The organism is Segatella hominis (genome assembly GCF_004535825.1).
Lineage (GTDB): Bacteria > Bacteroidota > Bacteroidia > Bacteroidales > Bacteroidaceae > Prevotella > Prevotella hominis.
This window is the reverse complement of record NZ_SGVY01000044.1, coordinates 1-25,284: the sequence shown is the minus strand read 5'-3', so window position 1 is coordinate 25,284 and position 25,284 is coordinate 1. Positions and strand designations below refer to the sequence as shown.

The window sequence follows — 25,284 nt, the reverse complement described above, 5'->3', positions numbered from 1 at the left end:
ATGATATGGAAGAGGATAAGAACTATATCAACCTGATACGTGGCGACCTCACAAAAGCATCCCAAGCGCATAACGGTATGCCCGACAGTGTAGGCATGATGAATATCAAGACGGCAAACCAAACCATTCTTGAAGCATCGTTATTGCCTACGCCCCGTGCGCTGTGGGACAGCTTTTGGTACGAGGGGGAACTCTCCTGCTTGTTTGCCGATTCCAACGTGGGCAAGTCCATCCTTGCCGTGCAGATAGCCGACCGCATCGCCCGAACCGACAATGTGCTGTATCTGGACTTTGAACTGTCCGAAAAGCAGTTCCAGCTCCGCTATACCAACGAGCATGGAGAGCTCTACACCTTTCCCGACAAAATCTATCGGGTGTCTATTGACTGCAACCAGCTTTTGGATGCCAACTTTGAGGAAGCTATCATAGGCGGCATTGAACAGATGGCTGTGCAGACCGACTGCAAGATTTTCATCATTGACAATCTTACCTACCTGTGTTGCGCCATGGAGAAAGGCGATGCCGCAGGACGGCTGATGATTCAGCTGAACAATCTCAAAAAGAGATATGCGCTCTCTATCCTTGTCCTGGCACATACGCCCAAACGCTCTTTGGATTGTCCCATCACATCCAACGACCTTGCCGGAAGCAAACGGCTCTACAATTTCTTTGACAGCGTGTTCACCATTGGAAAAAGTGCCCAAGACGGAGGGCTTCGCTATGTGAAGCAGCTTAAAGTGCGCTATGGCACGTTCTCTCATGATGCGGATAATGTAATCGTTTACGAGATTGACAAGGTGGATGCTTTCTTGCAGTTCGTGTTCAGGGGCTATTCCACGGAAAAGGAACACTTGAAAAAATTGGGCGACAATGAATCAAGCCAAAGGGATTGCCAAATTCTGCAACTCTCCCAATCGGGCAAGTCCGTCAGGGAGATAGCCTCACAGGTGAATTGTGGCAAGTCCACCGTAAACCGTATCATCCAGCGCAGCAAAGAGAGTAAAAACGCAGGTGTCCCAAGTGTCCCACTGTCCCAACCCTTAGAGTGTGGGACAATGGGACAGGATGGGACAGCCGACAATCAACCATCAAAAACGGACTAAGCTATGGGCAATTATTCATTACAGAAGTATAAAGGAACGGCAACACGGCATACCTGCCCCAAATGCGGAGACAGGCATTCTTTCGTCTATTACGTGGACGAAAATAATGTGCCGTTGCATCCATCGGTCGGCAGATGTAACCACGAAAGCGGTTGTGGGTATCACTACACTCCGAAAGAGTATTTTCAAGAGCATCCTGAACACAGAACTACCAATGATTTCTCTTTTGACAGGCAAAGAGCAGAGCAGAAGAAAGTGAAGCAGCAAAGTAAGCCGACAGCCATCGGCTATATTCCCCCTCACTATGTGGAGAAGTCGCAAAGCGAGCGTAGCAATTTCTTCCGTTTCCTCTTCACACTCCTTACTTCCTACTATGGCGACAAGGCGAAAGAGGTGTTGAAGCGGTTGTTGGAGGAATACCGTTTGGGGGCTACCCGTGACGGCTCTGTTATCTTTTGGCAGATAGACAGGACGGGCAAGGTACGCACGGGAAAGGTGATGCAGTACAATCCCGAAGACGGACACCGTATCAAGGGAGGACAGACATCGGCAGTGAACTGGATACACAGCATATTGAAAAAGCAGCGTGTGTTGGCAGAGGATTGGCAACTATCCCAATGCCTTTTCGGGGAACACTTGTTGAAAACGCATCCCGACAAGGTGGTGGTCTTGGTGGAATCCGAGAAGAGTGCCGTTATCGGTTCTGCTATCTTCCCCGATTATGTATGGCTGGCTACGGGTGGTAAGAGTCAGATGAGAGAAGAGAAACTCCGTGTACTGTCAGGGCGAACCGTGCTTCTCTTTCCCGATGCCGATGCTTATGCCGAGTGGAAACAGCGAGCCGAGAGCATGTACTTTTGTAAGGTGGTGGTTTCGGACATCATCGAAAGGAATGCCACCCCGAAACAAAAAGAAGCCCATATCGACATAGCCGATTGGATTATCTTTCAGATACGGGAGGGCAAGGTGATGAGTACAGCCAACCACTTGGTCGAGGCTGAGAGAATCCTCCAGCGGATGATAGAGAAGAATCCCGTCCTGCAAAAACTGATAGACGATTTAGACCTTGTGCTGGTCGGTGCATCTCCAATCGGCAACGATGATGAAAAACCTCCCTGACGGAGGAGAGCGGAAGCCGTAGGCTGGAGTTTGCAGACAATGGCTTGCCATTGATATAGCCCACTATAACTACACGCTCCGCTTACGTAGTTGTGGGCTCTCCCGAGGGGATTAGGGTTTTACCCTAATGACCCACTCAGGGCGTTTCTCCCCTGAGAACCCAGAGCAAAGAGTGACCCTCTCTTTGCAATCTCCGCTTATGGGTTGCACCCCTAAGAACCCCATGCGTTTACGGACAGCGGAAAAGCAAACAATAAAGTACAAACCCAAAAAACAAGTATCTATGGCAACAAAATCAAGCATACATATCAAGCCCTGCAATATCGCATCGAGTGAGGCTCACAACAGGAGGACTGCCGAATACATGCGCCACATCGGAGAGTCCAGAACCTATGTGGTTCCAGAACTCTCCACCGATAATGAGCAGTGGATAAATCCCGACTTCGGCAGTCCGGATTTGCGGATGCATTATGACAATATCAGACAGATGGTAAAGGAAAAGACCGGACGTGCCATGCAGGAAAAGGAGCGTGAACGCAAAGGCAAGAACGGTAAAATAGTCAAGATTGCGGGATGCTCCCCCATACGTGAAGGAGTGCTGCTTGTCAGGTCGGACACCACACTGGCAGACGTGCGTAAATTCGGTGAGGAGTGTCAAAGACGCTGGGGAATCACACCGCTGCAAATCTTCCTGCACAAGGATGAAGGGCATTGGCTGAACGGTCAGCCGGAAGCGGAAGACAGGGAAAGCTTCAAAGTCGGGGACAGATGGTTCAAGCCGAACTATCATGCCCATATCGTTTTCGACTGGATGAACCACGAAACAGGAAAGAGCCGAAAGCTCAATGACGATGACATGATGCAGATGCAGACCCTTGCATCCGACATCCTGCTGATGGAACGCGGGCAGTCAAAGGCTGTCACTGGTAAGGAGCATCTGGAACGGAACGACTTTATCATTGAGAAGCAGAAAGCTGAACTGCAACGCATGGATGCAGCCAAACGGCACAAAGAAGAACAGATAAATCTTGCCGAGCAGGAACTGAAACAGGTGAAATCAGAAATACGCACTGACAAGTTAAAGAAGACAGCCACCACGGCAGCGACAGCCATAACTAGTGGAGTTGCTTCTCTTTTCGGGAGTGGAAAACTGAAAGAACTGGAACGTGCCAACGAAAAACTGCAAGACGAGGTTTCAAAACGGAACACCAATATTGAAAAATTGCAGAGCCAAGTACAGCAGATGCAGAAACAGCATGATACGCAAATCCACAATCTCAGAGAAATGCACAGGCAGGAACTTGACATGAAAGAAAAAGAACTGTCACGGCTCGCCAGAATCATAGACAAGGCTTTCAGGTGGTTTCCGATGTTCAGGGAAATGCTGCGCATGGAAAAGTTTTGTGCCATGCTGGGATTCTCTAAAGAAATGACTGAAAGTCTTATAGTCAAAAAAGAAGCCCTGAAATGTAGCGGTAAAATCTATTCCGAGCAACACAGGCGGAACTTTGATATAAAGGATGATATTTTAAGGGTGGAAAATGACCCTGACGATGAAAGCAGGCTGAACATGACAATAAACAGGAAGCCGATTGCCGACTGGTTCAGGGAGCAATGGCACAGGCTTAGATATGGAGCAAGAGTGCCGCAACAGGAAGAAAGAAAAAGTAGAGGATTCAAATTATAATAGAAGCAATTTGATTAGTAATCTAAAAGCACTCCGATAACGATTAGAGTGCTTTTAGATTGTTTATCATTAATTATCAAAGCAAGTGCAGTTTAAGATTTTACTGAAGTTTGCATTAATAAAGAATATACTACAGCTGATATATGCGCAACATATTGTGACGCTTGTGATTCATTTCCCTTGAAATCCTTAACAAATACCGCTAAGGTATAACTGATATTATTAGGCAGACATATATAGGCAACATCATTGTGAGCTGCAAGAACACCATTTTCATTAACATCACCTGAACCTGTCTTATGCGCTATAACAACCCCTTCTTTATCAAGAAGTGGAGCTGCTATCCTATCTACACCTGTTTTGCATTCTTTTAACGTATTCTTAATGAAACTTTGTTTCTCATCATCGATAAGACCTTCAGTAAACAAACGATTCATCAACATTGCAGCACCAAGAGGAGATGTATAGTTAGAGTAAGCCTTGTTATGGTCAGCCGACATTTCCTCTTCCGTATAAGCTATCTGAAAACTTGAACGAGGAATGAGTGTGGCTATAAAACTATCTGTTTGAGCGACATTAACCATATCCTTAAACATAAGGTTGCTTGCATTGTTGTCACTCTGAGTAAGAGTATAACGCAGCAAATCTCTCACTGTCAATGATATGACTGGCCCTGAATAATCTTTCAGCATAGGACTCCAAGTCTTTGGGTCAAGTTTATCCCTATTTATATTTACTAAGGTATCAAGTGAAATTCCTTTATTGTCAAAGTCATTACAAAGAGCTAATGCCTGATGAACCTTAAACACACTCATCATAGGATAAACACTCTTATTATTGACCTTAACCGTATCTCTGTTATTAACAATAACCGCCACACCAATTTCGCCAGGACAAGCTGAGACAATTTGAGAAATGCTATCAGTCAAAACATTTGTTAAAGGAGGATTTGCGCTATCTTTTGTCGCTGATTTATGGAACAATGAAAATACCAAGATGAAAATGCAAACTAAAGCTATACTCAAAACTACGATTTGTTTTTTTCTGTTTTTTTCCATGTTTATATTATTTATATTTGTTTGACGAGAATATCTTTATTTGCCGACAAAGGTACATAACTTCTATGTTGCTTTCCAAATAATTGGAAAATATTTATAATTTATTAACTGTTCATTATCAATCACTTAGCGTGAAGTTTATTAGTACGATGACTTTAGAAGAAGCAACAGCCACCAGCCCGGCATGGGAACACCGGGTATGGAAAGGCTACGAACAACAGACCTATCAGACAAACTTCTATGAGTTGACACGGACGTATCCGCCCAACAATTTACTTCTTCAGAATATAGGTAAAACGCAACAATCTTATCGGAGATGACACCCGAAGGTCCATCAATTATGAAAAGGAGTCGTTTTATGAAGTTGTCCGAAAGTCTGTATGTTATTCTTTATCCCATCTGTATGGCTCATATTTCCTACTGTTCTTGAGTACCGAGAAAATGATGTTGGACATCTTTCTGGCTATTTTGACTATGGCCTCCTGCGGTTTCATGGACTGCTTGTATCTGGCATAGGCCATTCCCAGTCCGTAATCTCTGTAGATGGCTATCCATGCAGCCTCTATGATCATCGGTCCGAGATGCTTGTTGCCACGGAAAGTCTTCTCTCCGCTTGCGGTTTTCTCTCCACTGCTATGACAGGTCGGTATCAGGCCGAGATAACTGGCGAACTGGTTCTCGTTACGGAATCTCTTCACATCGTAGATTTCTGTCAGTATGCACATGGCTACACTTACACCTATGCCGGGTATCGATATCAGAAGCTCGTAATTGTTCCTGTACCTGTCGGTCTGCGCAAGCTTTCGTATGGATTTTGTCGCGTCCAAGAGTGTCTGGCGTATCGTCTCCACCTGCTTGACGAGCAAGTCCAACGACAATCTTGAGGAGGAAAGCAGCACGACATCCTCCTTGAGCCATTTGATGAAAGCCTTTGACCAGTGCGTCCCCGGTCTTGCGAACCGCTCGGGTATCTCCACGCCATTGCAGTGCAGCAGGTGTTTCACCCTTGCCTTGTAGCCAGAGAGTTGTTTCTGTATGGTCTTCCTTATGCGGATGACTGACCTGTCATCGATATTCTCTTTCTCACGGATGTATATGGGACGGATGTCACCGGCGCGCAAGGAGCGCGCAAGTTTGGCTGCATCTACCTTATCGGTCTTCATCACCTCCTCGTACTGGGTGGTCGGAACATCCGCGGCATGGGTCACGACACAGTTGATGCCGTACTCCTTGAGAGCGTAGTATGTGGAAAAACCACTGAAGCCTGACTCATACACGGCATGGTACTCGCCATCAGGGAAATGCTTCTTCAAAAAGTCAAAGAGCGTCTTTGCGGAGGCTTGCTGCGGGTGCCTCTCTTTGTAACCCGACTCGGTCAGCACACAGATCTCCCAAGTTTTTGCATGCACATCAATTCCGATGTAAATCTTTTGTCCTTTGAAGGAAATTTTGTTTCTTTGCATATCGGTACGGTTCTAATTGTTTGTCATTTGTCGTTTGCACTACAAATATACAATCCAATTATTATCGTACCAACTTTTTCCTTGCAGACTATGAAAAACACCGCGGTGGTTTGCCATGCGGCCGGAGGCGCGAAGCCTCCGAAGAGCGGCATCCGACTTGTCTTAGTGTGTTAGCCTTTGCAAACATAGTAACTTTACGGAAAAATATGTTTCTAAAATATATAAATCAGGGCAACCGCATCAAAATGTCAATAACCTGATAATCAATACTTGTCGATTTTGTATTAATAGGGATAAGTGGGGTGGATACAAGGATGAGAAGTTTCAACAATTTACAATATCCCCCCTTAAAAATGCATAATTTTGTATTTGTCTGAATAATAGCCTGTTGTCAAAAATCATGTTTCTTAAAAAATATTACCCGCAAGGGAAATTTGAATTATATGGGGCAAAAAATCAATTTTTATGGGGTAGTAGTTTCGATTTGGACCAATGGTTTTTTTAGGAAAATGGACAATAAGGGAGAGGAGGAGGTTGAAAACTACGTTTGTTTCCTAAGCTAACGTTATTTTGATGCGGTTGCCCTGTATATAAATAGACAGCTGTGGGGAAAATGTGGGGAAAAATTAGATAATTAAAAAGGCTAAATGACTGAAAATAATCACTTAGCCTTTTAATCCGTACCCAGACCCGTACTTCGTAATTGCTGCGCCCATCATTCAAGACTGTCAAATCGGGTCTTTCCTGTCAAGCCAATGATGCCTATGCGTATGCCAAACACATGGATTACGGATTTCTCGTTCCGTGAACAAACACTTTATCCGCAACTCTGCTATGTGGTGTATTGGCTTAACTCCATTTCTATGGGCAACACTTTTGTTGCAGATTTCAAGCAGCTTTTATCGAAATACCCATCAGTAAGAACTCGTTTATTAGGCTTTCCTCATAATTGGGAACAAGAGCCTTTGTGGAGATAAAATAATTGCCCTGTTTCTTAAAAAGCACTGGGGCAAACCAGCTCCGTCTTTAATTGTTTCCAATAAATGGATTGTTTCAAGCCCCTATAGAAAGAGAACAAAAATTCCTGTGTGAAAATTAATCTACGACAAGGAGCAAGCAAGGAGCAATATCAAACAAAAATCAATACCTTTGCAGTACATATGAGATAGACCAAAACAAAAGTGGAATATCGGAAACGAATAGCAAGGAAAAGAGAAGAAACGACCCAAGTTGATGTCCTTTTTGAGTTAATAATCAATAAAAGCGTTAAATCTTCACCTTTTAGAATGTGCAATTAAAAATAACAACCATATTTCTGACTTATTATCTATAAAATATTGAGTAATAATCGGTTGTAAATACCGCTATTAAAAACGCTAAATACATAATGGATTTATTTCAACCATACATGCAATTACGCTTTATGTCCAATGCACCTATATGGACCAAAATAACTGCTGAACACATACATAAGGGAAACGGCGTTGGTGCTGTACGAGTAACTCAGTCAACAGTCCTGAACTCATGAAACATCATATACTAGCCAATAGTGGAATACATTTTGTTACGTCCAAGATAATGTTTGAAACCTTATTACACGTTATATGCTACCAATGGAATTATTCAGGTGCAGTTGATAATAAGTTTTCTATTTTTAATATCCTATGGGCGGTCTATAGCTGCCTTATATATTTCTGTTCCTGATTTGATATTATTGAATCCAAGAGTGTGTGTAACCAAGTGCGCTTGTAAACGCCATTTCCAATATGCTTGTCCTTCCCGTCTTTCTCATTCGGCATTCGTCAATTAAGGCAAGGCGTGAAAACGGTTGCAAAGATAAGGCCTAAGTCTTAAAAAACAAAAAAACAACTAATATTAGTTTAATTTAACTATATTATTCTAAACGTTTGTCAGATTTCAAAATATTCTTGTTTTATGGTACGAATCTTTAATCAGTAACCCTTTAGAAATAACATCTGCTTTTACGTTATTTGTTTCTTCTTTGTTTTCTTCTTTGCTCTCTTTCTCAACCTGCGGTGCAAGTTCAAGCTGTATTTTTCTGTCCAAAGCAGCCAGATCTGTCTTTAGACTTTTCAGCTCATCTTCTCTCTTCCAGACCTTGGAAGCAATTTCCTGCAGCTGCGGAATCTCCTTCTCCAGTGTCCTGCATCTTGAATCATACTGTTCAATGTACCCTTGTATCTTCTGCAGGGCATTCACAAAGTTGTTTGCCGCAGCTATCGGGTCCGACTTGGCGAGATGTCCGTTGTTGTACTGATACTTGTAATGACCCACAACAACAAAGCGGTTATCAACGAATGGAAGACCGCTTTCAAAGCTTGTCTCGCTCACAACCTTGATGGGGAAACCATAAATTGCACCTATTTCCTTGTAATCCCCATCTGTCCTTTCCGTTTTTGCCATCCTTTGAAGCTGTTTGCCTATCACTTCCAGATTATTGGACTCGAGACCGTTAAGGGTGATGAGATTGAGTATATTCCCGTCCTTGTCCTTCTTCGCCTGACTCATAAACTTGTCGTAATCCGATGTCATGCCTTTGAGTATAGCCCGATTGCCATCCAGCTCTTCTGACTTTGATTTCAGTTTCAGTTCCGATTCACGTTTGCCCCTGTTGAATGATTTGCGCTCACCCTCCAGAGAAGCAATCTTCTTCTCCAGCTTCGCCTTGTCAAGCAAGTCGGTATTTCCGGAGAGAATAGCCATATACTCTGAAAAATTCATGCCCGATTTCTCGTCCATCGCTCCCTCGTCAATGGTTCTCGCCCCCAAGGCTCCGCTTTTCAACTGCGAGATAAAAGTCTGCTTGCAGTGCAGGAGGTTAAACTTGTACGAGTCAAGCGACTTTTCCACCGCATAGATGATGACATCAACCTTGTTGTCGGCATACAGCTTGGCAATCTCGTTGCCGGCACGCACACCTCGACCGTCACGCTGTGCCAAGTCTGACGGTCGATCGGGTAGGTCAAGGGCATTGCTGCCCTCTTCCCCCCTAAGAACCGTACATGAGAGTTTCCCCTCATACGGCTCAAGCTTTTCTAAGCCTCTGTTTGTATGCAGAGACCGGCTCAAACTACTTCTTGTTTCCATTTGATTTGCGGGATAATTTAAAACATTCATCATGAACCAACAGATTGCATTTCTTTCCGTTTTGAACGGTTGGCATGACATTCCATGCCTTGTGCGTATCAATAGGCTCACCGCATATAGGACATTTGCGTCCTTGCTTTTCCCATAGGTACAGCAGTGACTTGCGTCCTTTTAGCGTAACAAGCATTTTCGACTTCTTTCTTTTATAGAAGTACAGACGACAGTCTGCATCAAACGGGTTCATGTCTCCTTTAATCTGCGTGTATTGCAGGAATGGAAACGATGAAGTCAGAGACAATAATGTCAATTGGTCTTCCTTTCCGTTTGGTTTCTTGAATTTTGAAGCGAAAGTCCATTTGTTCCCTCGAATGTCATGCCAATATCGGTCTTTTATCCACCGTTTCCCTTTCTTGGAATGACGGCGTTTTGCCCATTGCCATAGTGAGAGGAATATCTGATGGTCGATTCTGTGAAATGAATCACGTGTCGCTCCATGCTGATAATAACCTCCCCATCCTCGGATTTTAGAGTTCAACATTCTGATTAACGACTCCTGTCTGCAACCCTTGTTCTCCTTAATTACCTTACGGATATTCTCCATAAAGCGTTTCTCGGATTTCTTTGTCGGCTTGGTCAATATGTCCTTGCCGTATTTGCGGATATTAAAGCCAAGAAAATCAAAACCGTCATGCACGTTGGTTATCACCGTCTTTTCCTCTGATAAGGTCAGACCTCTTTCAGACATAAATTCAGCAACCAATGGCTTGATTTCATTTTCAAGAGTTTCCTTGTTCTCGCAAGTGATGATAAAATCATCCGCATAACGTACAAGGTTCACCATTGGTGAATACAACTTACCATTAACATGATGGCGCTTATATCTATCTGCAAGAGCTTTCTGCAATCCGTCCAAAGTCATATTGGCAAGTGTCGGAGAAATTATACCACCTTGCGGTGTTCCTTCCTCGGTCGGGAACATTTGCTTGTTGAAAACATAGCCACATTTCAACCATTTTCGGAGTATTGCCTTATCCATTGGGATATTGGCAAGTAACCACTCATGGCTGATATGGTCAAAACACCCTTTTATGTCACCCTCCAAAATCCATTCGGGAGAATATCCCTTTCGGAGAATGTTATGACATTGCTGTATTGCATCCATACAGCAGCGTTCCTTGCGGAAACCGTATGAACGAGTATCAGCTGTAGTTTCTGATACAGGCTCCAATGCCATAAGATAGAGTGCTTGCATGGCTCTGTCTTTCATTGTCGGTATTCCCAACGGTCGCAGTTTGCCGTTGCTCTTCTTGATATGAACTCTTCTCAGCGGCATTGGCTGGTAGCCTCTGCGTTTGAGTTGGGTTATTGCTTGCATTTTAGCTTTAGGGGTATCCCATATTTCTTTGTCAACCCCAGGAGTACAACCACCCCCGTTAGAAGTAACCCTCTTTACGGCTAAGGCTTTTGCGTAAAAAGAGTGGGTAAGCGTCCATTGCAAGGCTTTCACCTTGTTATGTCTGCCTTCCTTCTGAGCCTTTACAATACGAGCTTGAAGCTTCTTAACAGCTTGCTCCGCCTTAGTCCAGTCTATTCTGTCCCAATTTGATTGCAGGTTGTCAGTCGGCGCACACGATTGGTCGAGGAGATTTTCTTTGATTTTATCGTTCATTTGCATTCCTACTTTAAAAAGTTCTAAAAGTTTATTGTAAAGAATTACCATTTGGCTAATGTTGGGTATTTGCCTCCCAAACATTACCACAGAAGTCTGCCCACTTTCGTGGTAGGTTGATGTTGTCCCTTGTCAACTCGTGATAAGTGGCTCAAACCCTATCCGTCCCATTACAGAACGGCATTCGCTTTCTCTGTTATCTTATACCTGCACATCATTCAGCATCCATTACTTTCAGCTTACCTGTCTTTTGTCTGACAGGAGATGTACAGGCTTACCATGTTCCACATAGATAACTAACGGATAGGTTAGGTTCTGTCTCATCCTCCGACGGTCTTTACATCCGTGTAATCCTACCATGGAGAGGATTATCTGACCGCATCCCATTTTGGGTAGAGTGTATCAGTATCTTGCACTCTTTTACGACATTACGAAGTTTACTAACAGTTCGCTTACGCTAACCATACTATCCAGCCTCGCCACTCTACGGTATGATACTAACCATACTTGACTTCCCCTCACGGTTCTGTCTTGTCTTGTGAAAGTGTACTTTGTCCCGACCGCTTAATACAACATTAAGGTGCATCGGTCGGTAGGCTACCGCTGACGGAACAGCGGGTTAAAACTGATACTTAAAGTATCATTCCAACAATTATCTATGCGACTTCATGTCGCACCCACGGTGTGTCCAAATGATGAATAGCAACACACCTTTTTTGTGCATTTACGCCTGTACCTAACATAGATGTGGAGCCGAACAATACTCGTACCGAACCCTCGTTCATGGCTGCTATCACCGCCTTTCTTGCCCTCTCGTTCTTGCACTCCTGAATGAAGCGGATTTCAGACGACGGTATGCCGTAATCCTCTATCAGCTTGCGCTTAATTTCAGAATACACGTTCCATTCGCCCGGTCGATATGTTCCCAAGTCGGAGAACACGAACTGCGTACCCTTATGACCGTCGTAACGGTGATAGTAGTCGGCTATCATCTTGGCACAATGGCTTGCCTTGTTGTCGGGATGGTCCTCACAAGTCGGGTCTATCATGCGCATGTCGAGTGCCATCTTTCGGGCATAGTCCGTGGCAATGAGCATCTTTGCCTTCTCTTCCGTTTCCGACAGGGGCAGTCTGCCGAGGATGGTGGCATCACCCGTCTTGGCAAACTCCATCAGCTTTTGGATGAAGTCCTCCTGCTCGGGTGTCGGTGGTATGTTATGAAGGATCTCGTTCTTCTCAGGTCTGTCCACACCAACCGCCTCCGCCGTACGATAGTCGGTTATCTCGTTGTAGAAGGCAGCAAGTTCCGGCACTTTGATGAAATATCGGAAACGCTCTTTCTGTACGATGTTGTTGGTGACGTTAAACTCGAAGTCGGTAGTCTTCTTGGCGAAGATTGCCGCCCACGCATCGAAACAGCGGATGTCCTGACGCTCCAGTTCCTTGGGGCGCAGGTACTTGAAAAGCAGATACAACTCTGTTAGTGAGTTACTGATAGTTGTTCCCGACAGGAATGTCGCCCCCAAGTCTCTGCCTGTCCGCTCCTGTATGGTTCGGATGGCAAAGAGCATATAGAGTGCCTTCTGGCTCCCCTCGCTGTTGCCGAGTCCTGCCACACGGTCGTGACGGGTGTTGAACATGAGGTTCTTGAACTGGTGGCTCTCGTCCACAAACAAGTGGTCGATGCCCATCATGCGGAAATCCACCACATCATCGGTACGTTGCTCGATGCTGTAGGCTATCTTCTGCAACTTCACCTCCAGATTCTGCTTTCGCTTTTCCAAGCCTTTGAGCATTCCCCTCGACACGTCCTTGCCCTGCGTGCGTATCACTTCCAAGTTTTCCTCCACGGTATCAAGCTCCGCCTGCAGTATCTGCCGCTGGAGTTCTGGCGATTGCGGTATCTTCCCGAACTGGTCATGCGACATGATTACACAGTCATAGTCGTTGTTCTTGATGTTGTTGAAGAAACTGACACGGTTCTTGGTGGAAAAGTCCTTCTCCGAGGCATAGAGTATCCTCGCATGGGGATAAGCTGTCTGATAGGTGGCAGCTATCTCCGCGACATTGGCTTTCAGTCCGATAATCATCGGCTTGTGAGCCATACCGAGACGTTTCATCTCATGCGCAGCCATGCACATGATAAGGGTTTTTCCAGTGCCATAGGCTAAGCACACGGTGCTTTGGCACTTCAAGAAGTGCCACGTTCCCATGTACTCGCCACCGAACCGTACGTACCCGTCTCCGAGTATACGGCTCTCCATGTTTATCATCAGTCTATTTCCCATGGTGAATCTTGTTATAGCAATTCTTGCACACCGCAAGGGTCTTTCTTCTACGGGCAATCATGAGTTTTTCCCAACCCTGTTTGCCTTTCAAATCCTTGAGTTTGCGGACGTGTACCATTTGCAGGTTATCAGTTGCACCACAATATTCACACTTGCAGGCAGCAAGTCTATCCATAAGACTTGTGTTCTGCATTCCTCGGTAGCTGGGGAGATTGTCAGCATCATCTATGCGTGCTTCCTTTCTCCTGCCAAAACCTCCATGATAGATTTCACGTTCATGCGTCTTGCCTTTTCCGTCAATCCACTGCACACGGAAGATTCTGTCTCTTGTATAGGAGTTTATAATCTTCCTGACGGTAGAGTTGTACTTGGAGGAAAACGTCTTGTACATGCTCTCTTTCATGATTTGATAGAAACTGTTGAGTATACTGACATTATTGGCGATGCAGTAGTAATTGTAGATGCCTCGGATTTCCGAATTGTATCTATTCAGAATTTCGAGGTCATCATTACTACGCAGGTAGGGGCGTGAGGTGGACTCCCATTTTTCCTTGCCCTCCTTGACCGTTATTTTCATCGCACCGTATTCCATGAGTTTCTTTCTCATGACTTCCATAGGAAGCAGTACGACTGTCTTATGGTCAAGTGAGCGTTTGGGCATTCCGTTACTCCCTTTCCGTGTCTTCTCGGATTTACGGATTGTGACCTCAAAGCCAAGAAACTTGGCATGGTCATGTCCGTGAGTTATGAGCGTCTTTTCATCGGACAGTTCAAGTTTGAGCCTATCACAAAGGAAATTTTTGATGTCTTCCTTTATTTTGACACAATCCTCTCTGCTGCCGATTACTCCGATGAGGAAGTCATCGGCATAACGTACATATCTCAGTCTTCTGAAATCCTCGTCCATGTCCAGAGTTGCAGGGTATTTCTGCATTTCACGGTGAAGTGCTACAATCTCACTGCGCAATGCCGCTCTTTTCTGCTCGTCTGTCTCTGTCTTCAGTTTCTTCACTCGTTTGTCCTTGCGGCTCGCAATCCGCTTATAGTCGGGATTCCGTTTCCGCATCTTACCTCTGTTGAACACCGAGATGTATTCCACCATGTATTTATCTAGCTTGTCAAGGTATATGTTAGCCAAGATAGGGCTGATAATACCTCCCTGCGGTGTTCCGCTGAAAGTGTTGTGGAATATCCATTTCTCCAAGTAACCTGCATTGAGAAACTTACGTATGAGGCGCAAGAATCGTTCATCTGCGATGCGCTCCGAAAGGATAGCAATCATCATATCGTGGTCGATATTGTCAAAGAATCCTTTGATGTCGCCCTCAATGAACCATCTTGTACCGTCAAATCCCTCCATGATTGAAGCCATTGCAGTATGGCAACTGCGGTGCGGCCTGAATCCATGCGAGCATTTTTCAAAATATCCCTCATAGATGGATTCAAGAATCATTTGGATGACTTTCTGCACAAGCTTGTCCTCAATCGACGGGATGCCGAGAGGTCTTTGCTTGCCGTTCTTCTTGGGTATGTAAATTCTCTTGGCAGGGTGCGGCTGATAGCTCTCATCACGCAACTTGTCAATAATAGATTGTATGCGCTTGATGCTCATCCCGCTGATGGTCTGACCATCGGTGCCTTTCGTCATGTTGCCAGTTTTGGGTGCCATTGACTGATAGGCAATCGCATACAGGTTCTCGTTGAACAGCAGTCGGTAAAGCCGTTCAAACTTGTAATTTGGGTTTTGGCTGTGTTCAGCCAGACTGTTTAATACATTCTCAGAATTTCTCATAATGTCTCACACATCATTCGTTAAACATATTAAAGATAAACACTGTCTCCCTTCGCCATGTACGAGGCTTTCCCTCGCTCAGACTACTATGGAGACTCTGTTGCCATACAGACTTGCGTCTGCTTAGGCAATCCCCATTTAGACATATAGCAACATAGCGTGACAGATTGTCGGATGCGATTTTCGCCCTTTTCCGCTTACTGCAGCTGACCTGCAATCGGTTTTCAGCTCTCGTGCCCGAAGTTGGAAGGCAGAAGTATTGCAGACCGACCGTTATAACTATCTTCGGTCGGTGTTTACCAATTAACGTCTTGGGCTGTCGTTCAAACAGTATAGTCTTCATCCTCATATCTATCGTTTCATTTAGACATTCAGTAGCAGCACGATAGTTAGCTGACTTATGCCGTTTCCAACATGCGATACTCCCCACCGCCTTTCGGCTAAGTGGATAAGTTGGCTAATGACCGGCGTTGAAAACCCTTGCCGGGTAGGTTGCTAATCCTACATTTACTATATGCCCTTATGGGCGCACGACCTCATGGTCACATATCCCGCCGCCGTTCTGCAAAAGCATCCATACACAGTCCTTCTGACTTGGGTACACACTCTTTACACCATACTTTCCGCCAAGGGCTTTCAGATCCAAGCCGGGGAATCTTTGGTGAGAACCGTCATACTTCGGACGCACGAAGCAGTTGAACTTCCGGTTGTACATTGTGGTCAAGCGTTCCTTAAAGGAGTCAGACTGCTCTTCCAGCCATTCAGAGAACCCGTTGCGGATTTCGTCAATCTTGGCATTAGCAAGCTGTATGCCCTCGCTGTCACGCACCTTGATGTCGTTGCCGTGTTCATCCTCACCGATGCTCTTCATCATGTCGGGACAGGTGTTGTGCAGGGCATGTTTCAGAAGACTCATGCCGTCATAGTGGCGGTAATATCCCTTCACCATATACTCATCCGTGATGGCCATGGTCTTCATACTGCATTTTGCCGAATATTCGTCCATGCTGTCGGAATAGACGATGCTGACCTGTGTATTGAAGAGGTGGCTCATGTAAGCGGAATACACACCTGTAGGTATCCAACGCTCACCGAAGTTGAAGTCCAGGTCCTCAAAGGCTATCGGTTCGGGAATGCTTGCCTTCAAGGCTTCCAACGACTCTCTCACGATTGCATGATCGGGATTTTCCTTCAGCCATTCTTCTATACGCTCCGCTTTCTCTATGACATTACCAGCAATGAAGCGGTCGGCAATCTCGTAGCCGTCTATGAGCGGATTGTAATAGATGCGCCCTTTAAGCGCTTCCGTCAGTTCCTGTTCCGGCATATCCGATAATTCAGTCATATACGGCAAGTCGATACGGCCGAACTTGTTGAGCGAGGCGGTGAGCGCTTCCTCTGGAGAATCGACATGACTGACCTCGTCAAGCGAAAAAGAGACCGGGTGGTCGAAGATGTCTGACTTTGTGAACTGTCCGTTTTCTACCCGTTCCAACGACAGCATGTCGCGCCCTGAGGCATCCATAAGGATGAACTTCACGTTCTGCTTGGCATTGAGGTTGCCGAAGCGGATGAAGAAAGCATCATAATAGACATTCAGACTCTCACGCATCTGCTTGTTTTCCGTCTGTTCTTCCGCTTCATAGGTGTAAAGTTTCTGATAAGCATCACGGAGGGCGATATACAAGACTGCCTTTTCTTTCTGCTCCATATTCAGATTCAACGGCATGAAGGTAGCACCATACTTGGTAAGGTCTTTCAATACACCGATGTTTCTGGCAGAGTCGAGCACCATAGAACCCTCACGATGAAAACTTTCCAGTTTCTCATCAAATGGACGGGGCTTCATAGCATCCTCTTTCTTCTTTGCCAGCTCTTCCCGCTTTCTTTCTTGCTCTTTTTGTTGTTCCCGCTCATGATTTGTTTCTTCCAATGTGTTCTGAGTCTTGGAATCTTCTTTTGCCTCATTCCCTTTCGTCTGTCCATGCCCGATTTGAACTTTGAGAACTTCTATCGGTTCCATCGGCGGCTTGAACTTCGGATCAAGCGTATCTTCAACGCCCAGAGCCTTGAGTTGTTCCTGACGGTGCAGTTCCGCCTTTTGGCGCAGCAGCACCCTGTCTTCGGGAGCCATGGTCATCATCATCTCGTAAAAGCCGTTGATTGGCGGATTCTCTTCCCAAGAGATGCTTGCGTATGGTTCATCCCCAGGAAGAATCTTCTTTGCCTCCACATCAGGAGTGTTGGCATTGATATTTGCTTCATCAAAGGACTTTTCCTTATTTTCCAAAGGCTTTGTCTCAAACTTTGCCGTAGGATTGACAGCCTTCACTAGCGGACTTGCTTTCTTCTTTGCTGTTTTTTGGGCTGATGTTTTTGTGCTTGTCGTAGCCTTGCCAGTCTGCTTGCTTACCTGTTTCTTTGTTTCCTTTATTGTCAAGCGGTCTTCCTCTTCCATGCCCCAAAGGTCGAACAAGGTCATTTGGACAGGTGGCTGCTGATGAACAGTCCGTTCATGATGCGAACCTGGTTCATCGGCATTGTTGCTTTCCACATTATTATATAAGTGTGGTTGCTCTGTTTGCCCTATGTCCAATGTTTCCTTTCCGTTTTCTTGTTTTACCTCAACTTCTGCCTGTTGGGCGACCTTAGTTTCTTCTTGCTGCTCCTCTATCCCCAAGTATCGGTTCAAATTGAGGTTCTTCTTAAAGTCTTCATGGAGCATCTTTCGCAAATCCTCTGCAATGCCTTCCACACCATCCTCATGCGTGTATATCATTGCAGGTTTGCCGAACGGGTCAGTATCCAACTTTGCCGTTGTATGGATAATGCGTTCCGGATGCTCCAGAAAGTAGTTGTTAGTCGGAATTCGGTTCTCGTCATTATAGACAGTGTCAAGCAGGTTGTCGTCTCCTCGCAGCGACTCCTTTTGGGTATTTTTCTGCAGAATGATGAGATCACTGCCCACTTCCGTATTGGCATTTTCCGTGAACAGGTTGTTGGGAAGACGAATCGCTGACACGAGATCAGCATGATAGAGCATCATAAAACGCGCGGCACTGTTGTTTTTGGCATTCAATACGCCTTGTGAGGTGATGAAGGCAACCAACCCGCCGTCCCTTACCGTATCAAGAGCCTTGACAAAGAAGTAGTTGTGTATGCGTCTGGTGACAAGTGCCCTCATGCCTTTCATGGCTGTATAGGACGGATCAAATACGGCAACATCGCCAAAGGGAATATTTGAGATGGCGAGGTCGAAGTAATCATTGAAAGGCTTTTCTATCTTCTCGAATCCCTCTATGCGCACTTTCTGCTCCGGGTGCAGATGGCGGAGTATCTTTCCCGTAAGCAGGTCTTTTTCAAATGCCATAATGTCTGCCTTGGGATTGTTGTCCAAGACGGAATCGACAAAGGCACCGATGCCTGCCGAGGGTTCAAGCACCTTTTCGGGGATGATCTGATGCTCTTTCAACACATCCGTCAGAGCCTCAGTAACGGCTGACGGCGTGTAGAATGCCGTGAGGACGGACTGTTTCAGACTGTCCATCAACTGTTTGTGCTCGCTTTCATTCTTGCTGTTTTCTCGGATAAGTCTATGCAGCTCCACTGTTGGAGCAAACAACTCAAGGTCTGACTTTGCCCAATGGACGGCATCCACCAGTTCCCTGGCAGGGTTCAGGATGCACTTCAATCCACCGAATCCGCAATAACGCTCCAGAAGGAGACGCTCACGGGCGGTCGGCGTGCGCTGTTCCCTGTCAAGGATGAATGCCGTCTCTATCGCCTTGATGTTGTCGTTCAGCCGTTGTTTTCTATTGTACGCCATTTGACTCTATGAAAATGGCTACGGCTCCCGTCAACTCTGTATAGAGCTGGTCGTAGTCCGGTGACTGGGCAAAATCATCATCGGTGAGGTCGTAAATGGAATACACGTTATCAACCAAAGGCAGGAGGTGCTTGACAAACGCTTCCTGGTCTTCTACTGCTACCTCCAGAGGAAACTCACGGTCAACAACATCGTACAGGATGCTGTACTTGGAAAAGCGGAGACCTTTCAGCAATGCTGCCATGGCAAGCTCTTGTGCCGCATCGGCAAAGAGGGCATCACGCCGTGCCTGCTCATATACTTCTGCGGCATGGTCTGCACGTTCGCGGATAAAGTCCGCATCGCTGGCTTGTGGAAAACGGTTCTCTCTGAGATGGTTCAAGAGATACAGTCCGTAATAGGACAGCTCTGTCTGTGCCTGTTTCTTTCTGTTCATTTGTCTGTTGAATGGATTAAGTGGTGAATAATAAACCGTGGATGGCGGTTGATGTTTGTTGAAAGCAAGAAAAAGGCACTCGGTATCCCTCCGAGTGCCGCCACTTAATCCACAGTAAATAAAAGCATCCTGAATAAAGACACCATTTATGAACCATGTTTCGGTGGCAAAGGTACAAACTATTTCTTGTATCTCTTCACATTTCCTCGTTTTTCTGCTGTTTTGCGCTCTGCAAAGACGAATTTCGTGTTGAAATTCTCGTCAAAGGCAATGGCTGCGGAGAACGATTTGCCTTGCTTGCTGGTGAAACCATTGAGCGTTCTGGTCTTGCCCTTGGTAAGCAAGTCGGTGATGTCGGCATCAGTGAGCAACTTTCCTGCTACCTGCTTGAACACTGGCATACCGCACTCCTTGTTGCTGCATCTTACTACCTTTCCGAAGAACTGCATGGTACCTTGCTTGCATTTAGGACACTGGCAGCCGGAATCCTTGTGGCTGAAAAGTCTGTCACAACCTAACAATTCCGCAGTGATTTCACGGGTATAGCCTTCGATACTATGGGTGAACCCGTCTGCACTTGCTTCACCTCGTTCAATCTTGGCAAGTTCCGCCTCCCATTTGCCCGTCATCTCCACATTGGCAATCGCCATGTTCTTCACCACGGAATGCAGGGCGAGTCCTTTTTCCGTCGGCACAAGTTTCTTCTGCTGGCGCACCATATACTCTCGTTTGAGCAGGGTTTCGATGATGGCGGCACGTGTGGCAGGTGTGCCAATACCGCTGTCCTTCATTGCCTGGCGCATCGTATCATCTTCTATCTCTTTGCCTGCGGTCTCCATTGCTGCAAGCAATGTGGATTCCGTATGCAATGGCTTTGGTTTGGTCTTGCCCTCCGTGATGGTGCAGCCAGAAAGAGTGATATACTGTCCTTCTTGCCAGTTGGGAATGACTTGATCCTTGACCTCATTGTCGGTTGCGTCTGCATCCTTGTCCTGCCTTTTGTTCTTTTCCTTGAGTGACAATGCTCGCCAGCCAGTATGTCGGATGATGGAGCCACTGATGCCAAACTCAACTTCATGATCCACTTGCGCCGATACGGATGTGATGTCCTTGATGCAGTCTGCCGAGAACGCTTCAATCATCCGGCACAATATCATGTCATAAACGATCTTCTCGTCCTTGAAAAGACCAATGGCTGCATTTTCTGTGATGAGCAGGGCATGGTGGTCGGTCACTTTGGCTACATTCACGCTGTTCTTGCTGTAGTCCTCACTGCCAGGCAAGAGTTTCACTTTCTCTCCATATTCCGAATGATTCTCCAGATTTTTGAAAAGTTTGGGAAGGGTGGCAAATACATCATCCGAGATATAGCGGCTTGATGTTCTTGGATAGGTGATGAACTTTGCCTCGTAGAGTTTCTGGGCGATGGAGAGTGTATGCTCTGCCGTGAAGCCATGCTGGGAGTTGGCTTCTTTCTGCAAGGTGGTGAGGTCGTAAAGGAGCGGTGCCTTCTCCACCTTTCGCTTGGTTGAGATCTTTGTGATGATGGCAGAACCGGTATCTTTCACCTTATTATATATGTCGGTTGCGGTAGCTTTGTCTGTCCATCGGTTGGCAGATGTGAACTTCAGTATATTGCCACTGTCTGCATCAACCACACCGAAGTGTACCTGCCAGAACGGTTTCGACTCGAAACGCTTGTGTTCCCAATAGCGTTCGCACACCATGCCAAGGGTCGGAGTCTGCACACGACCTACGGAATAGGTGCCACGTCCTGCGGCTATCGTCAGGGCTTGTGTGCCGTTGATGCCGACGAGCCAGTCTGCCTCACTTCGTGCCTTGGCTGCATGATAGAGATTGTCATACTCCTTGCCATCCCTGAGGTTCAGAAGTCCCTCACGGATGGCGGTATCTGTAAGCGAACTGATCCAGAGACGGTCGAAAGGTTTCCTGCAACCGAGATACGCATAGAGGTATCGGAAAATCAACTCTCCCTCACGTCCGGCATCGGTTGCTACGATAATGCGCTCACTGCTGTCAAATAGCTTGCCGATAATTTTAATCTGGGCAAGCACACCTGCATCTGGTTTGTAGCCGTTCTCTGTCTTGACTTGTCGGGGAACAAGAACGAACGGGTCGGGAATCACAGGCAGATTCTCTGCATGGAATCCCTTCATGCCGTAGGTTTCCGGCATGGCTGGCTGCACTAAATGTCCGAATGCCCATGTCACATAATATCCATTGCCCTGCATATAGCCTTCCTCACGCTTGTCAGCTCCCACAATGTGGGCGATTTCCTTGGCTACACTTGGTTTCTCTGCGATGATTGTCTTCATTGTCTGTTGTTTTTGTGACATCCGCAACCGTGGGATAGACGGTCGCAGATGTCGGTTGTTATGATGGATGATTAACTCTGTGGATCAAGTGGCGGCAACTACATCTTCACACTTCTTGCCTTTCTCTTTGGCTTCTGTTCCTCGGCGTTCTGTTCCTTCTGCTGCTTTTCGTTCTTTGGCGCAGACTGTCCCGGACTCAGCGGATCCTTGGTGTGCTTGGTCGCCTCATGGGTCTTGCCCTGCTCGTTGACGGCGACTTGTACCTTGTTCTCGTTGGTCGGAATCTGTTCCTTTGCCTGTTTGAGGTCTGGATTGTTGCGGTAGGAACGTGGCTGCATTTTGTCGAAGTCGAACTTCACGTAGGCGGTATAGGTACCGCTGCCGTTCTTGTTCGGCACTTCCTTGATCTCGATGGTCTTGCCTGCCACATAGTCGTCCTTCTGCTGCTCGGTCAGTTCCTTCTTGAAATAGGTGTTGAGTCGGCGGATGGTCCCATCCTCATTGAGCCAGTGGTTGGGATCTTGCTGCTTCTTCTGGCCGCCCGCATCACCTTCTGCCTTCTGCTCCTGCTTGTCGGCGGTTTGCTTCTTGTCTCCATTCTGTTTCTGACCTTGCGCCTGTCTTGTGCTGCCAGGCACGAACTCCACGCCACGCTGTTCCACATTCACCTGCAGCAGCGGTGTAAACTTGCGCCCGTTGGCAAGCTCAATCTCCTTGCGAAGCGGAATACCTGAGTAGAGCACTCTCTTGTCGTCCTTGGTAATAGGTGTCTTGCCGATGGTATCGGGTATGCGCACCTTGTTGGTAGGGATGTCCACAATCTCATTGGTGAGACGGTCGATACTGATGAAATGAGGACGCAGCTCACCTGTATTCTTGTCGGGGAAATCCACAACCTTTCCGAGGTTGCCGTTCTGCAACAGGTTCTTCTTGTCCTCTGGAGTGAAGGTATAGCCTTTGTAAGCGACATCGAGTTTTGGCTCGTTGCGCACGAAATGCGGCACGAGTTGCAACTGGTCGTTATCGTCCTTGCGGAATGACAGACGGGCCTGTATCTCTATCTGTTCACCGCCGAAGGTTGGCTTCACAATCACAAGCCCCGTCTTGCCGTAGTTGAGCAGGGCTTTCATATCCTTCTCATTCATACTGTTGAAGTCTATGCCATATTTGGCACCAAGTTCCTGCAGGTTCACATCGTTACCACTAATGAGGTTCTGCTTTACACCCTGAGCGGTCTGTGCCTGCTGTTCTGTTGCGGTCTGTTCTGGTTTCTGTTCCATGTCGTTCTCTTTTTCGTTGGTTTGTTCAGATGATACATTCTCTTTTTCTGTGTTAGCTTGCGTCTTGGACGCATCGTCCGATGATGCGGTTTCTTTCGCCTGACCTTCCGATTGCTTTGCCTCTTTCTCATAATTGGAGGTGTCAACCTTGTGGGCGGAAAGAATCTCCTTGTTAGCCTCCGAATCTTTCAGCAACTCCTTCATCACGCCAAGCAGGTTTTCCACCTGGTCTGCCGCTATGCGGTAGAATCCGAATCGGCTTGGCTCCTTGCACTGGCGGAAGAAGTTTCTAAAGAAACTGTCCATCAAGTCACTGTTGCGGTCAAAACGCAGGAAGTCGGGCGTGTTCTCCGCCTTGGCGGGCGCTCGCTTCGGTGTGCCGTCCCTGCTGAGTCCGGCGACGACACTGATCTCGCCCGTCTTCTCGTCACGGACTACCAGCACGTCCTGTTCATCACTCTTTTTCTTTTGTACCATAATTGTAAATGTTTAATTGTTATACATAAATGCGGGCTTTTCTGTTCCCGTCGTTTTCTTTCTTTATTTCCCTTGCATACGTTCTGATAAAATCCTCCACATCGGAGCGTTTGTAGTACGGCTTACGCTTCAATAGTCGATAAGGGATCATTCCGCTACTACGGTATCGCTGCAATGTACGCTTGCTCACATGGAGCATGAGACACAGGTCTTGGTTGTCAAGCAGTTCATCTTCAAGTTTAGGGATGGTCTGCATTATATCCCTTCCAGACTCGTTGATGACATTGAGAACTGCCTCATGCTTGTCAAGTCTCTGCATAAGCTGTCTCATACCATTCTCAAATGTTGTTCTGTCAAGTGTATCCATATTTCTCCATTTTTTATGTTGTTCCTCTTTCCTTGAGGTATTTCTCTATATCTGACCGTCTGAAACGGCACGCATTGCCTACGAAAGTAAAGCTTATAACTTTGGCATCCCTCATGCGCTGTAGGGTGCGGCTGCTGATATGAAGCATCTCGCAGACCTCTGCACTGGTAAGGTACTCCTTTCCTGAGTTGTCCTCTTCTTTGATTGCTGTACCATATTTTCTTACGTACGCACCAATCTCTCTTATTTGCCCAGTCAGTTCCTTGAACGCCAAGCTGTCTATTGTTATGATTTCCATACGCTTTTTGTATTTGTTCGCTGCAAAAGTACGGCAAAGGAATTTATCGGGCACGGTACTTACGCGTTACTACCGTGAGATTTTTATTGAATTTGTCTCTGAGTGTCCTTCTAAGGCGACACAAGCAACACGATTGCCGTGTTTTTATCCATATCACAAGATTCTGATTTACCTTTGCGCTCGTTAATCAACAAGTATACAAATATGGATATAGTAATCATTGAAAGAAAGACCTTCGATTTGCTTCTGGAGAGTGTGAAGGCATTGACGAGAAAGGTGGACTTCCTAATGGAGAAATCTAAAGACAGAAGTCTGGCTAAGTGGATGGATTCTGAAGACGTCTGTAAGGCTCTGAACCTTAGCAAACGATCCCTACAGAGTCTGCGTGACAAGGATTTGCTTCCATGCACTCAGATTGGAAGAAAGTTCTATTACAAGCCTGCTGATGTGGAGGACTTCATATTGCATGGTGCAGGCACAATAGAGGGGGACTGCGTATGATACAGACAGTATTGAATGAAGACCACGAGATTATTGTCGAAGTATTGAAAACAATTCGACAAAGCATGAGAAAGGCTGACAAGCTAGCTGAATGCAGTCATTTCCCGTTGAAGGGCGAGATGTATCTGACAGACAGGGAAGTTGCAGCCCGTCTGCACATCAGCAAGCGGACCTTGCAGGAATACCGACATGCTGCTATCTTGCCTTATTTTATCATTGGGGGTAAAGTACTGTATCGGGAATCCGACATTCAGGCTCTGTTGGAAAGCAATTACAGAAACCACCATTATCCCAAGCTGGTTTAACCATATAGAAAGCTATCAAACGGAATGGGGTAAAGCTAATTTATCCTTAATTCCGCAACACTATAGTTTAACATTATTTATAAGTGCCTGAGCAACAAAAAGTTGCCCAGGATTTTGCCATGTCAGAATTTTCACTTACCTTAGTGTTGCGAAAAGAAGACAAGCAAAACT

Annotated in this window: 14 protein-coding genes and 3 pseudogenes; 5 read left to right on the top strand and 12 right to left on the bottom strand. The window is 46.2% G+C overall.

The genetic code is table 11. From position 1 onward, the window contains the following. The first annotated feature begins 5 nt into the window (after positions 1–5). From EXN75_RS13390 to EXN75_RS13380, 3 genes are all read left to right on the top strand, one after another. Complete coding sequence (locus EXN75_RS13390) at positions 6–1,103, top strand: AAA family ATPase (RefSeq protein ID WP_004338330.1); 1,098 nt, start codon at positions 6–8, stop codon at positions 1,101–1,103. A gap of 3 nt (positions 1,104–1,106) precedes the next feature. Beyond that, a complete protein-coding gene (locus EXN75_RS13385; RefSeq protein WP_004292742.1) occupies positions 1,107–2,222 on the top strand; it encodes a DUF6371 domain-containing protein in 1,116 nt (371 codons plus the stop codon). A 283-nt stretch (positions 2,223–2,505) separates the two neighbouring features. Beyond that, a complete protein-coding gene (locus EXN75_RS13380; RefSeq protein ID WP_134844185.1) occupies positions 2,506–3,909 on the top strand; it encodes a mobilization protein in 1,404 nt (467 codons plus the stop codon). Between the two features lie 92 nt (positions 3,910–4,001). On the opposite strand, the gene EXN75_RS13375 is transcribed toward EXN75_RS13380, so the two are convergent. The 12 genes and pseudogenes from EXN75_RS13375 to EXN75_RS13310 form a co-directional block, all read right to left on the bottom strand. Next, complete coding sequence (locus EXN75_RS13375; RefSeq protein WP_004348227.1) at positions 4,002–4,967, bottom strand: extended-spectrum class A beta-lactamase CfxA3; 966 nt, start codon at positions 4,965–4,967, stop codon at positions 4,002–4,004. A 383-nt stretch (positions 4,968–5,350) separates the two neighbouring features. Continuing rightward, on the bottom strand, positions 5,351–6,430 hold the full coding sequence (locus EXN75_RS13370) for an IS110 family RNA-guided transposase (RefSeq protein ID WP_077195559.1): 1,080 nt from the start codon (positions 6,428–6,430) through the stop codon (positions 5,351–5,353). A gap of 1,917 nt (positions 6,431–8,347) precedes the next feature. Then, a pseudogene (locus EXN75_RS13355) lies at positions 8,348–9,418 on the bottom strand (DNA methylase); the annotation flags it as partial. 103 nt (positions 9,419–9,521) lie between these two features. Continuing rightward, the gene (ltrA, locus tag EXN75_RS13350; RefSeq protein WP_049702337.1) at positions 9,522–11,207 is read right to left on the bottom strand and encodes a group II intron reverse transcriptase/maturase; all 1,686 of its coding nucleotides are present in this window, start codon (positions 11,205–11,207) and stop codon (positions 9,522–9,524) included. 656 nt (positions 11,208–11,863) lie between these two features. Continuing rightward, positions 11,864–13,369 (bottom strand): annotated as a pseudogene (locus tag EXN75_RS13345) (hypothetical protein); the annotation flags it as partial. Positions 13,370–13,484: 115 nt separating this feature from the next. Further along, positions 13,485–15,287: a reverse transcriptase/maturase family protein gene (locus EXN75_RS13340; RefSeq protein WP_134844184.1), complete on the bottom strand. Its 1,803-nt coding sequence runs from the start codon at positions 15,285–15,287 to the stop codon at positions 13,485–13,487. A 532-nt stretch (positions 15,288–15,819) separates the two neighbouring features. Then, positions 15,820–19,113: pseudogene (locus tag EXN75_RS18320) on the bottom strand (DNA methylase); the annotation flags it as partial. Then, positions 19,100–19,549: a DUF1896 domain-containing protein gene (locus tag EXN75_RS13330; RefSeq protein ID WP_117587075.1), complete on the bottom strand. Its 450-nt coding sequence runs from the start codon at positions 19,547–19,549 to the stop codon at positions 19,100–19,102. The pseudogene EXN75_RS18320 and the gene EXN75_RS13330, both read right to left, overlap by 14 nt. Before the next feature lie 179 nt (positions 19,550–19,728). Then, the gene (locus EXN75_RS13325; protein ID WP_134844183.1) at positions 19,729–21,885 is read right to left on the bottom strand and encodes a type IA DNA topoisomerase; all 2,157 of its coding nucleotides are present in this window, start codon (positions 21,883–21,885) and stop codon (positions 19,729–19,731) included. A 98-nt stretch (positions 21,886–21,983) separates the two neighbouring features. Then, positions 21,984–23,642, bottom strand: a complete 1,659-nt coding sequence (locus EXN75_RS13320; RefSeq protein ID WP_134844182.1) for a DUF4099 domain-containing protein — start codon at positions 23,640–23,642, stop codon at positions 21,984–21,986. A gap of 19 nt (positions 23,643–23,661) precedes the next feature. Beyond that, positions 23,662–24,009: a helix-turn-helix domain-containing protein gene (locus EXN75_RS13315; RefSeq protein WP_134844181.1), complete on the bottom strand. Its 348-nt coding sequence runs from the start codon at positions 24,007–24,009 to the stop codon at positions 23,662–23,664. Between the two features lie 13 nt (positions 24,010–24,022). Further along, complete coding sequence (locus EXN75_RS13310) at positions 24,023–24,307, bottom strand: helix-turn-helix domain-containing protein (protein WP_134844180.1); 285 nt, start codon at positions 24,305–24,307, stop codon at positions 24,023–24,025. 204 nt (positions 24,308–24,511) lie between these two features. Between EXN75_RS13310 and EXN75_RS13305 the strand changes: the two genes are divergently transcribed. Together EXN75_RS13305 and EXN75_RS13300 are read left to right on the top strand one after the other, a co-directional pair. After that, the gene (locus tag EXN75_RS13305) at positions 24,512–24,808 is read left to right on the top strand and encodes a helix-turn-helix domain-containing protein (protein WP_022158494.1); all 297 of its coding nucleotides are present in this window, start codon (positions 24,512–24,514) and stop codon (positions 24,806–24,808) included. Further along, positions 24,805–25,113: a helix-turn-helix domain-containing protein gene (locus EXN75_RS13300; protein WP_134844179.1), complete on the top strand. Its 309-nt coding sequence runs from the start codon at positions 24,805–24,807 to the stop codon at positions 25,111–25,113. The genes EXN75_RS13305 and EXN75_RS13300 overlap by 4 nt, the downstream gene beginning before the upstream one ends. Positions 25,114–25,284: the final 171 nt, after the last annotated feature.

What these genes read in the sequence shown, in the direction of transcription:
- EXN75_RS13380 (WP_134844185.1), top strand. Translation starts at nt 2,506, where the DNA reads ATGGCAACAAAATCAAGCATACATATCAAGCCCTGCAATATCGCATCG.
- EXN75_RS13370 (WP_077195559.1), bottom strand. Translation starts at nt 6,430, where the DNA reads ATGCAAAGAAACAAAATTTCCTTCAAAGGACAAAAGATTTACATCGGA.
- EXN75_RS13390 (WP_004338330.1), top strand. Translation starts at nt 6, where the DNA reads ATGGAAGAGGATAAGAACTATATCAACCTGATACGTGGCGACCTCACA.
- EXN75_RS13330 (WP_117587075.1), bottom strand. Translation starts at nt 19,549, where the DNA reads ATGAACAGAAAGAAACAGGCACAGACAGAGCTGTCCTATTACGGACTG.
- EXN75_RS13325 (WP_134844183.1), bottom strand. Translation starts at nt 21,885, where the DNA reads ATGAAGACAATCATCGCAGAGAAACCAAGTGTAGCCAAGGAAATCGCC.
- EXN75_RS13375 (WP_004348227.1), bottom strand. Translation starts at nt 4,967, where the DNA reads ATGGAAAAAAACAGAAAAAAACAAATCGTAGTTTTGAGTATAGCTTTA.
- EXN75_RS13305 (WP_022158494.1), top strand. Translation starts at nt 24,512, where the DNA reads ATGGATATAGTAATCATTGAAAGAAAGACCTTCGATTTGCTTCTGGAG.
- ltrA (WP_049702337.1), bottom strand. Translation starts at nt 11,207, where the DNA reads ATGAACGATAAAATCAAAGAAAATCTCCTCGACCAATCGTGTGCGCCG.
- EXN75_RS13340 (WP_134844184.1), bottom strand. Translation starts at nt 15,287, where the DNA reads ATGAGAAATTCTGAGAATGTATTAAACAGTCTGGCTGAACACAGCCAA.
- EXN75_RS13300 (WP_134844179.1), top strand. Translation starts at nt 24,805, where the DNA reads ATGATACAGACAGTATTGAATGAAGACCACGAGATTATTGTCGAAGTA.
- EXN75_RS13385 (WP_004292742.1), top strand. Translation starts at nt 1,107, where the DNA reads ATGGGCAATTATTCATTACAGAAGTATAAAGGAACGGCAACACGGCAT.
- EXN75_RS13310 (WP_134844180.1), bottom strand. Translation starts at nt 24,307, where the DNA reads ATGGAAATCATAACAATAGACAGCTTGGCGTTCAAGGAACTGACTGGG.
- EXN75_RS13315 (WP_134844181.1), bottom strand. Translation starts at nt 24,009, where the DNA reads ATGGATACACTTGACAGAACAACATTTGAGAATGGTATGAGACAGCTT.
- EXN75_RS13320 (WP_134844182.1), bottom strand. Translation starts at nt 23,642, where the DNA reads ATGGTACAAAAGAAAAAGAGTGATGAACAGGACGTGCTGGTAGTCCGT.